Source organism: Arthrobacter sp. TB 23, assembly GCF_000294595.1.
GTDB lineage: Bacteria > Actinomycetota > Actinomycetes > Actinomycetales > Micrococcaceae > Arthrobacter_D.
In genome coordinates, this window is record NZ_ALPM01000008.1 from 1 (window position 1) to 10,499 (window position 10,499).

Sequence of the window (10,499 nt, forward strand, 5' to 3'; positions counted from 1 at the left end):
GGTGAATTCAATTGGTCGTCGCAACACCTCGATTATGGAGGTTCGCGATGGGACGCGGTGGAAAGCAGTTGCGGAAGGCTCCGGAGGGCGCGCGGCGGCAGTGGGCGGCGGATCGGGCGTTACGTCCGCCGATGCGTTCGCCGGGCAGGCCAGAGCCCTCTCGTGCGGTGCAGCGGGAGTTTTGGCGTTTGATCGCTACTGGGGTGACAACCGTCAAAGCTGCGGAGGCGCTCGGTGTGTCGTGGCCGGTCGCGTCGCGGTGGTTCCGTCACGCTGGCGGCATGCCGCCGATCAGTCTTGACGAGCCTACGGGCCGCTACTTGTCCTTCGCTGAGCGTGAGGAGATCTCGTTATTGCGAGCCCGGGAGGTCGGCGTGCGTGAAATCGCGCGGCGGCTTGGCCGCGACCCTGGAACGATCTCGCGCGAGTTGCGTCGCAACGCGGCTACGAGGAGCGGGAAGCATCTCTATCGGGCCTTGGTGGCGCAGTGGAAGGCGCAACAGGCTGCGAAGCGCCCGAAGACCGCGAAACTCGCGGACAATGCGAGGTTGCGTGAGTATGTTCAGGAACGGCTCGCTGGGGTCATCCGCCGGCACGACGGCACTGTCGTCGCTGGCCCTGCGACACCGGCCTGGAAGGGGCTGAACAAACCGCACCGGCAGGACAGGCGATGGTCGACAGCTTGGAGTCCGGAACAGATCTCCCACCGGCTCCGCGTCGATTTCCCGGATGATGAGTCGATGCGCATTAGTCACGAGGCCATCTACCAATCGCTGTTCATCGAGGGTCGTGGCGCGCTCAAGCGCGAGCTGGTCACCTGCCTGCGCACCGGCCGTGCGCTGCGGGAACCTCGAGCTCGATCGAAGAGTAAACCCCAAGGCCATGTCACCGCGGAGGTCCTCATTAGCGAACGCCCCGCCGAAGCCGAAGACCGTGCGGTACCGGGCCACTGGGAGGGTGATCTGATCATCGGAACCGGACGATCCGCGATCGGCACGGTCATCGAGCGCAGCAGCCGCTCCACAATCCTGGTACATCTGCCCAGGCTGGAAGGCTGGGCTGATAGACAGGCCGTGAAGAACGGGCCCTCGCTCGGTGGCTACGGTGCCGTGGCGATGAACGCCGGGCTTACGGTCTCGATGACCAAGCTGCCCGAACAGCTCCGCAAGACCCTCACGTGGGATCGAGGGAAAGAGCTCTCCGCACACGCCCAGTTCACTCTCAGCACTGGAACGAAGGTGTTCTTCGCCGATCCGCACTCACCCTGGCAGAGACCCACGAATGAGAACACCAACGGGCTGTTGCGCCAGTTTTTCCCGAAAGGCACTGACCTCTCCAGGTGGACTGCCGAGGACCTCGAAGCCATCGCTCTGACCTTGAACAACCGGCCCCGTAAAGTCCTCGACTGGAAAACCCCGGCTGAAGTCTTTGCCGAGCAGCTAAGCTCGCTCCAACAGCCCGGTGTTGCAACGACCGATTGAACTGGCCCAATACACCTCCGTCCGTTACACCGATACCCTGGCCCTAGAGGGCCTGCAGCCCTCGATCGGCAGCGTCGGCGACGCGTATGACAATGCCGCCGCTGAAACGGTCATGGGGCTCTTCAAAAACGAGGCCGTCGCGAAGGGTTCACCGTTCCGCACCGGAGCCCTGAAAACCGAAACCGACGTCCAGGCAATCGTCTTCGAATGGGTCCACTGGTACAACAACGAACGCCTGCATTCCGCCCTGGACCACCAAACGCCAGAGGAATACGAGCAAACATATTATGATCTACAAGCCGGCCCGTCACCCGACGCCTGCGCCAACAAACAGGCGGCATGATTCCCGGGACGGTTCAGGCTGCCCCGGATCACGGTAATAGGGTCTACTGTGCCGGCTTCGATACCTTCGCATTGTGAACGGCCGCCGTCGGTGGTGGGTTCGTACCGGAGGCAGAAAGCTTCGTAGTAGGGCATTCCGCCGTCCAGGGCGGCCAGAGCTTATGGTTCTAGCTAGGCTTTACCGTTCGCTGATGAGCGCCCGGTTGCGTTGGGTGAACCAGATGGCCAGCGGGATGCAGGTAACGACGGCTGCGGCGATCATTAGCACGGGCCAGCCGCCCGCCTGCCAGAAGACACCGGCCAGGGTCGAGCCGATGGAGCCGCCAATGAAGTTGTCGACCACAAAGACCGTGTTGAGGCGACTCCGCGCGCTCGGGTCGATAGACAGCATCCGTGTCTGCACTAGCACCGGCGGACGTTAATATACTCGCCGGTAAAGATAGATAGCCGGGTCCGTACGGTGATAACGACGCTCTTACGGCACTGTCATGTTTCCCGATATTGAGCTGCTGCGGTGATTTCGGACAGCGGATTTGATGGTTTTCTCTACGCTGCCAAGGCTGGCTGTTGGTAACTGTAATGGACGTCGTTGGGCCGGCGGTAACCGAGGGCTGAATGCCGGCGGCGGTTGTTGTAGAAGCCTTCGATATAGCGGATGACGTCTCTTCTTGCTTGTAGTTTGGTGGCGTAAACGGTCCGGTAGACCCGCTCGTTTTTCAGTGCGCCGAAGAAGCTCTCGGCCAGGCTATTGTCCCAACACACCCCGGTACGCCCCATCGAGGACCGCATCCCCAGCCCGGTGACCAAGGCCCGGAAACCTGCTGAGGTATAGACGCTTCCGCGATCGGAGTGGAAAATTGCACCCACCTCGACCAGGGTGGCCCGGGTGGCGTTGGTCAGGGCGTCCGCGACCAGGTCGGTGCGCATGTGATCGGCGATGGACCAGCCGACGACTTTCTTCGAATAGCAGTCGATCACGGTGGCCAAATAGATGAAGCCCTGCCACGTGTGAATGTAGGTGATGTCCCCGACAAACTTCACTCCCGGGCGGTCCGCGGTGAAGTCCCGTTTCACCAGGTCCGGGACCGCGGCAACGCCTTCAGCGTCGGCGTTGGTGGTGACCCGGAACGGGCGCGGCTGACACGGCACCAGCTCCTCAGCACGCATGATCGAGCGCACCAGCTCCGGGGAACACAGTGTCCCCTCCGCTACGAGGTCCGCGTGAATCCGCCGGTACCCGTACGTCCCGTCGGCTTCGTCGAAGAAGTACCGGATACGCACTGCTAGTACCTGCCTACGCGCCGCGGTGGCCGAGCGGGGCCGGGAGAGCCAGTCGTAGAACCCGGAAGTTGATACTGCCAGCCACAAGCACATCTTCCACACCGAATCGGTGTTCTCCGGGGTGTTCTTTTGGGAGTCGATGAACTCGTACTTCGCCACTACCGTGGATCCCTTGCAAAGTACGAGGCCGCTTTTTTCAAGAACGCAGTCTCGGCCCTGAGTTCCTGGTTTTCCCGCTCAAGTTCCTTCAACCGGGCACGTTCTGAAACGCTCAGATCGGTTTCGGTCCCACCATGGGATTCACGGTATTTCATCACCCACCGGCGCAGCGTTTCCGGCCCTACCCCGTAGGCCTTAGCGACATCCACCACGGGCTTGGATGTATCGATAACTTCCCGGGCCAGCTCGTCCTTGAACTCCTGGCTAAACCGGCGACGCGATGCAGACATACTGCAGATCTCACTTTCAGTAGAAACCTCAGTTTAGGAGGTCCCACTGTCCGAAATCCGTAGGCCGCTCATGCCACATCGGGGTGCAGAGGGAGGTTCTTGAACACGCCCATGATGTGATTGGTCTGGTTCTGATAGTTGCCCGGTCCTAAGGTTTGGGTGAGGAGCCGGTGAAGACTGTCGGATGCGATGTCCAGGAAGGCAGGGTTTTCGCCGGTTGTAGTGAGTGCGAACCCGTCGCGGAGTAATTCGGCGAACCATAAACGTGAGAGGGTCTCGTGTAACCCAGATTCTGTGAACGCATTTTTCATCGGCGTCATGTCAGACAAAGTCTCATTGACGTCAAAGACCAGAACTGCCGGTGTTGTGCGCATAGGGATGACCCTTCCTGGCTCGTAGACGAGTTGGTTTTGGACAGTAATGGCCCTGTGACGACGATACCCGCCTCCACATGATTGCAGACACTTCGCAAATGTTTGACACCTACGAATTCCATTCCTACCTATTGGCGCTACCTCACCAGAAGCCACCCCCAGATGTATCTCCTAGGGAGTACATCCCAGGGACGGCAGGGAGCACCGGGGTTTGCCACCTTGAACGGATTCCGGCCGCAGCGCCCCCATTGTTTGTTGGAGGGTGGATGTGGTGGCCGGGACCGGTCCCGTATGATGCGAGTCCGAGGGCGATGGCGCCCCACACCTCTTGAAGGATAGAAGAAGAGTCTATGCTGGCTACTGCTCGGAACTCGCAGGACCGCACTGTTAGGTTCGGGTTCGCTTTCATCGGCGTTCTGCTCATCGCAGTTAACCTTCGGGTGTCCTTTGTCAGCGTGGGCCCGGTGCTGGAGAACATCAGCGGCGATCTCCAGTTATCCAGTGCTGCGGCAGGACTCCTTACAGGTCTTCCGCTCATCGCTTTTGCAGTCTTCTCACCCGTCGCGCCCCGCATCGCGTCCCGTTTGGGTCTTGATCGTACGCTGTGGCTATCACTGCTGATCCTCGCCGTCGGCATCGTGCTTCGCTCGTTACCCGTGCCCGGTTTCATCTGGCTGGGCACCGTGCTGATCGGCTTGGCTATTGCGTTTCTCAATGTCTTGGTGCCGTCGCTTGTGAAGCGGGACTTTCCACTGCGGGTCAGCCAGGTTACCGGAAGCTACACCGCCACACAGGCTGCGTTCGCCGCGATCGGGGCTGCCGTCGTCGTGCCCGTGGCACAAATGTCTCCGGCGGGATGGCGGCTTGCCCTTGGAATCTGGGTGGGACTGGCTCTGATAGCGATGGCGGTGCTCTTGCCGTGGCTGCGCCGGCACAGGTTGGATACTCCGCGCGCCACCATGCCGGAGGCCCCTCACCGGTCGCCATGGGCCTCAGCCTTGGGTTGGCAGGTGACGATTTTCATGGGCCTGCAATCTATTGGCTTTTACGTTTTGATGGCGTGGCTCCCCTCCATCGAGCAAAGTCGCGGAATCCCTGCCACCACCGCGGGAGTTCACCTGTCAGTATTTTTGCTCATCAGCGTGTTCGCCAGTCTTGCCGCAGGAGGGATCATTCATCGAGGCGTGGACCAACGGTTCGTATCCTTCATGAGTGGGGCTCTCATGTTCGTGACGTTTCTCGGTCTGGCACTGGTGCCGGACCTCATCTTGTTGTGGATCCTTCTGGGAGCAATCGGGTGCGGGAGCCTCATTGTTATTGCTCTGTCGCTGTTCAGCCTCCGGACCGTCAATCACCTGCAGGCGGCGTCCCTGTCGGGCATGGCGCAGTCTGTCGGTTACGGTCTGGGCGCAGTCGGGCCGGTGATGTTCGGCGGCCTTCGCGATGTGAGCGGGGGTTGGACGCTTCCACTCATTGTCACCGCTGGCATCATGGCGGTTCTAGCTGGGACGGGTTTGCTCGTCGGACGTGACCACGTGATCCGCGGTACTGATTGACCGAAAGCCGACTACCGAAGCAGGGTCTCCCAGAGTGATGTGTCGTTCGTCCAGGCTCAGAACGCGTAGCGGATGCGGCAGTACGGCGCGATATCCCGAATCAGGGCAAGCAGTTGTCGAACATAGCCAGCCTTGCTCCCTGAGCGGTAGCGGACGTTGGTGAAGCCGTTGGACGAAACCTTCGATTCCTGCAGATCTGGGCGCCACAGCGCCTTCTCGGCCTGCGGATGCCACCCCAAATTCACCTCGTGTAGCCGCTCGTTGTGGGTCAGGAAAATGACTTCCGCCGCCAGTTGGGCTTTAGCGGCGGGCGTTAGCTTGGCATCAAGCTGGCGCAACAGTTCCTCCCAATCGCTGAGCCAGGTGTCTGTGATGATGACGGGGGAGAAGTTGACGTGTACCTCATACCCGGCCTCCACGAAGTCATTGATCGCAGCCATCCGTTCGGCCACAGGCGAGGTTCGGACGTCAATCGATTTCGCCAGCTCCGCGGGCATGAGGGAAAAGCGGATCCTGGTATGACCGCCGTGGTCCCACCCGAGCATCGCTGGGTTAACGTACTTGGTGGCGAAGGACAGCTTCGCGTTCGGCACATCGCGGAAGAGTGTGACGAGGTCCTCCACGTTATCGCTGATCAGCGCGTCGACTGAACAGTCGCTGTTTTCGCCGATGTCGTAGACCCAGAGTTCCGGGTCGCACTGGTTGGGCTCCAATTTCATGCCCTGTCGTGCGGCGTGCCGATCAAGCGCTCCTGCGATCTGCGAGATGTTCGCGAACACGGTTACCGGATTGCTGTATCCCTTGTGTCGGGATACGTAGCAGTAAGCGCATGCCATGGCGCAGCCGTTGGCCGTTGAGGGCGCAATGAAATCCGCTGACCGGCCGTTCGGCTTTACGGCCAACGATTTCTTGACCCCGAGTACCAGCGCTTCCGTCTTGATCCTGGACCAGCGGGGAACGTTGGTCTCATCACCGTGGAGGTCCGGTATGTTCCAGTGGTTGTCGACAAGCACAACTTCGGCTCCCGGCCATCGTTGGACAATCTCTTTCCCTCGTGGCAACTCCAATGCAGCGGGTTGGGCATAGATGCGACGGATCTGTAACAGCCGGTTGAACTCCATCACTCTATTCTCCCAAGGTGCCGAAGATGAGGGCACCGGTTATGCCGAAGGCCTCTTACGGCAGTCAACCGGGAAAGCATGGGGGACAGGAAGGGCATCCTACCGAAAGGACCGTCAAGGCGTTCGAGCGCCTTGACGGTCCCAGAGAGTGGTTACGAGCGTAAGCCACCTACCACCCGGCAACGGTGTTTTCAGTCAATTTGCGCCGTCAGGCCAGCAGCCTTGATTGCGGTCGACGCGGCGGCTTCGTCGTTGTCTGAGCTGTCCCCACTGATGCCGACCGCTCCCTGGATGGTGCCGTCATTGTCGCGCACCAGGACACCACCGGGCACTGGGATGAGTCGGCCACCCAGAGTGGCTGTCGCTGCGGCAATAAAGTACGCCTGTTGCTCGGCGCGCTCCATGATTGCCCGCGAACCCATTCCGAGGGCCAGCGCTCCGTACGCCTTACCCTGCGCGATCTCAAAGCGATTATTCGAGGCACCATCCTGGCGCGCAGCGGCGATGACGTGCCCGCCGGCGTCGAGCACGACGACGGTCAGCGGCTTGAAGTTCTGCTGCTGACCTGCCGCGAGGGCGTCGGCGATGATGGATTGGGCGGTTGTCAGTGTCAGGCTCATGATGACCTCGTTCGATTGTCGGCTTGCTTATGCAGGGCACGGCGGCGATGCAGAATGGGTTCGGTGTATCCGGATGGTTGAGCGGCGCCCTCTAGAACGAGTTCGCGGGCTGCCAGGAACGCCTCGGTATTGAACGCCGGGGACATCGGCACGTAGGCGGGGTCCGAGGCGTTCTGCTCGTCGACGACCACAGCCATTCGTTGCAGGGAAGCGTCGACCTCTTCCTCGGTTACGATGCCGTGCAGCACCCAGTTCGAGACGTGCTGGGAGCTGATGCGGCAGGTTGCGCGGTCTTCCATCAATGCTGTGCCATGGATGTCGGGAACCTTGGAGCACCCGACGCCGTCGTTCACCCAGCGCACGACGTATCCCAGGGTGCTCTGAATGTTGTTATCCAGCTCGCTACGTCGGTCATCCGCATTCCAGTCAGAGGGGTTACCGACCGGAATGGTGAGCAGTTGCCGCAGGGTCGAGCGACGCTTCCCGGCTATTTCAGCCTGCCGGGCATCCACATCGACTTGATGGTAATGCATAACGTGCAGGGTCGCGGCGGTCGGGGAGGGGACCCAGGCGCAGTCCGCGCCGGCAAGCGGGTGCGCAACCTTTTGCCTCAGCATGTCGCCCATATTGTCAGGGGCCGCCCACATGCCCTTACCGATTTGGGCCCGCCCGCTGAACCCGCACTCCAGGCCTATATCAACGTTCGCGTCCTCATAGGCCGCGATCCAGCTGGAGTTACGCATGTCGGCTTTGCGGACCATGGGGCCAGCGATCATCGAGGTATGGATTTCGTCGCCGGTGCGATCAAGGAATCCGGTGTTGATGAACGCGACACGGTCCCGCGCCTCCCAGATGCAAGCCTTCAGGTTGGTCGACGTACGGCGTTCTTCGTCCATGATGCCGATTTTCAGGGTAAGCGGTTCAAGGCCCAACACGGGCTCTACGGCCGCCAACAGTGCGCAGGCCACTGCGACTTCACCCGGACCGTGCATCTTCGGCTTGACGATGTACACCGATCCGGCCCGCGAGTTGCGCCCGGCGTGTGGGCCCCGCAGATCGTGTACGGAGCCAAGTCCAGTGAATAGGGCGTCGAGGATCTCCTCGGGCACCGGCGCTCCGGAAGAGTCCAGGACAGCATCACTGGTCATCAGGTGGCCTACCTGGCGGATGAGAAGCAGCGAGCGCCCGGGCAGCGTCAGCTCCGAGCCGTCGGATGCTGTGTAGGTGCGGTCGGAGTTGAGTCGCCGGGTATGTGTGCCTCCCTTTTGCGCAATCTCGGCAGTCAGGGTGCCCTGCATCAATTGCAGCCAATTGCGGTAGCCCAAGACCTTATCCCCGGCGTCGACCGCTGCTACGGAGTCTTCGAGGTCCATGATGGTTGTGATCGCTGACTCCAACACAATGTCCTTCACCCCAGCAGGGTCCCCTGAACCGATGGTATGGGTGCGGTCGATCAGGATTTCGACGTGAAGTCCGTGGTGTACCAGCAATACTGATTCGGGGGCGTCCGCGCTTCCCTGATAGCCCACCAGTTGCCCTGGGTCGGCCAGCCCCAGCGAACCATCTGGTGTCTCCGCGACGAGAGCGCCGTCTGCAATTCGGTAGGCGTTGACGTCAGCGTGGGATCCGCCCGCCAGACCAAGGTACTCATCCAGGAACTGCCGCCCACGTGCCACGACGGCGGCGCCACGGACTGGGTTATAGGCACCTGTCTGTTCGCGACCATCGCCGTCGTCAACTGCATCCGTGCCGTAGAGCGCGTCATAGAGTGAGCCCCATCGAGCGTTTGCTGCGTTGGCAGCGAACCGGGCATTCAGGAGCGGGACTACCAATTGAGGCCCGGACACGGTTGCGATCTCGGGGTCCACCCGGTCGGTCGTGATAGCGAAGTCTCCGGGCTCGTCGACCAGGTAACCGATTGAGCGGAGAAACGTCTCGTAGGCTTCCTCCTGCACGGGTTCCGCCCCTTGCGAGCGGTGAAACTCGTCAATTTGCTGCTGCATCCGGTCCCGGATGGCTAGCAGTTCCCCCACCTGGGGCGAGAAATCGGTGATGACCGCGGCCGCGCCAGCCCAAAAAGCTCCCTCTTCAATCCCCGTTCCAGGCAAAGCTTCGTCCCGGACGAAGTCATAAAGCTCCTCGGCGACGCTGAGGCCGTTGATCTCCAAATAGTTCGGCATAATGCCCGCCCCTTAGATTCTCGTAAGGTGGAAAAAGTTTACCAATATCAAAACCTAGCCAGCGCTGCTCCGCATGTCAATGCACAGCCCGACCTCCGGCTCTGCGTGAAGTTCACTAAACTGGAAGCAGTCAACGAAAAATGAAAGGGCAATGGCGGTGTCAGGCAGGATCAGGCTAAGGGCGATGCTCGATCTGTCGCGAACAGCCCTAACCTCTTTGGGGTTTGCCGCCATCATTGTCGCGATCCTCGCAATGCATGTGTGGATGGGCGGTCACGGCCCGTCCACGCACGGAGGTTCAACGTGGAGCGACGCGGCAGATGGTGCTGTGTTCTCTGCTAGTCCTATGACATTGGACACCGAATCCGCGACGGCTATGAGCGGGTCGCACCACGTCCAGGCGAATGCTGCCCCCGCCGCTTCTACGGACGGGAGCTCCGGCGAATCAGGGCAGGGCTGCGTGGGGTCATGCGGCAACGACAGCGCAGTCCTGGGAATGTGTCTCCTGGCGATCATCGTCGTCGCCATTCTGGGGTTCCTGATCCGTTCCGGCCGGTTCGTTCCCGGGTCGGTGCTCCTCCGCGGTCCGCCACTGATCCGTTTACGACCCCTATCGATCCCCGTTCCTTCACTGATCCAACTCTGTATCAGCCGGACATAAAACACCGGCACCTGCCTTTCTGGTGAGCGCAAAGGCTTCCAGCCAAAGGCATGCATGCCCGTCGAGGGCACCACTGCAGACTATTCATCAGATGAATTCACAAAGGATCAGATCATTATGAAGCGTTACCTCCCCATCGCAGGGCTGAGCGTCGCAGCCGTCATCACACTCGCGGGCTGCGTAAGCGACAACGACACGACTACCCCGGTGGCCGAGCCAACGACTTCCACCCAGGGAACTGCTTCCCCCACCGAATCCAGTGCTGTGGTGTCCGGCGAGCACAATCCCGCGGATGCCATGTTCGCCCAGATGATGATTCCTCACCACCAGCAGGCGGTGGAGATGAGCGAGATGATGCTTGCCAAAGACGACGTCAGCCCTGAGATTACCGATCTCGCCACCAGGATCAAGGCTGCGCAGGGTCCTGAGATCGA

11 protein-coding genes are annotated in these 10,499 nt (G+C 60.8%); 5 read left to right on the plus strand and 6 right to left on the minus strand.

Annotated features, from left to right (window positions below; all coding sequences use genetic code 11):
• Positions 1-131: 131 nt before the first annotated feature.
• Positions 132-1,481: an IS30 family transposase gene (locus B384_RS0100955; RefSeq protein WP_443110774.1), complete on the plus strand. Its 1,350-nt coding sequence runs from the start codon at positions 132-134 to the stop codon at positions 1,479-1,481.
• Complete coding sequence (locus B384_RS0100960) at positions 1,462-1,824, plus strand: integrase core domain-containing protein (protein ID WP_019481272.1); 363 nt, start codon at positions 1,462-1,464, stop codon at positions 1,822-1,824. Before B384_RS0100955 ends, B384_RS0100960 begins: the two co-directional genes overlap by 20 nt.
• Positions 1,825-2,001: 177 nt before the next feature.
• Here B384_RS0100960 and B384_RS0100965 read toward each other — a convergent pair whose 3' ends face one another.
• The 3 genes from B384_RS0100965 to B384_RS17305 form a co-directional block, all read right to left on the minus strand.
• On the minus strand, positions 2,002-2,232 hold the full coding sequence (locus B384_RS0100965) for a hypothetical protein (protein WP_156808920.1): 231 nt from the start codon (positions 2,230-2,232) through the stop codon (positions 2,002-2,004).
• Positions 2,233-2,369: 137 nt separating this feature from the next.
• Positions 2,370-3,553 (minus strand): IS3 family transposase gene (locus B384_RS0100970; RefSeq protein ID WP_156808921.1). Its coding sequence is split into 2 segments (ribosomal slippage): positions 2,370-3,295 and positions 3,295-3,553, totalling 1,185 coding nucleotides; the frame shifts between segments, so codons are not numbered across the junction.
• Between the two features lie 68 nt (positions 3,554-3,621).
• Positions 3,622-3,927 carry a hypothetical protein gene (locus B384_RS17305; RefSeq protein ID WP_019481276.1) on the minus strand — a complete coding sequence of 102 codons (306 nt, stop codon included), beginning with the start codon at positions 3,925-3,927 and terminating at the stop codon, positions 3,622-3,624.
• A 350-nt stretch (positions 3,928-4,277) separates the two neighbouring features.
• On the opposite strand from B384_RS17305, the gene B384_RS0100985 reads away from it, so the two are divergent.
• Positions 4,278-5,483 (plus strand): MFS transporter, encoded by a 1,206-nt coding sequence (locus B384_RS0100985; RefSeq protein ID WP_019481277.1) that lies wholly within the window; start codon positions 4,278-4,280, stop codon positions 5,481-5,483.
• Positions 5,484-5,539: 56 nt separating this feature from the next.
• Here the strand turns inward: B384_RS0100985 and B384_RS0100990 are convergent, their stop codons facing one another.
• The 3 genes from B384_RS0100990 to B384_RS0101000 form a co-directional block, all read right to left on the minus strand.
• Positions 5,540-6,604 carry a spore photoproduct lyase family protein gene (locus B384_RS0100990; protein ID WP_019481278.1) on the minus strand — a complete coding sequence of 355 codons (1,065 nt, stop codon included), beginning with the start codon at positions 6,602-6,604 and terminating at the stop codon, positions 5,540-5,542.
• 191 nt (positions 6,605-6,795) lie between these two features.
• A complete protein-coding gene (locus B384_RS0100995) occupies positions 6,796-7,224 on the minus strand; it encodes a GlcG/HbpS family heme-binding protein (protein ID WP_019481279.1) in 429 nt (142 codons plus the stop codon).
• On the minus strand, positions 7,221-9,404 hold the full coding sequence (locus B384_RS0101000) for a malate synthase G (protein WP_019481280.1): 2,184 nt from the start codon (positions 9,402-9,404) through the stop codon (positions 7,221-7,223). Before B384_RS0101000 ends, B384_RS0100995 begins: the two co-directional genes overlap by 4 nt.
• Before the next feature lie 346 nt (positions 9,405-9,750).
• Between B384_RS0101000 and B384_RS20420 the strand changes: the two genes are divergently transcribed.
• Entirely contained in the window at positions 9,751-10,065 is a 315-nt protein-coding gene (locus B384_RS20420) for a hypothetical protein (RefSeq protein ID WP_156808922.1), read from the plus strand.
• A 117-nt stretch (positions 10,066-10,182) separates the two neighbouring features.
• Positions 10,183-10,499: DUF305 domain-containing protein (locus B384_RS0101010; protein ID WP_026040868.1), on the plus strand; the 317-nt coding region annotated here is incomplete at its 3' end.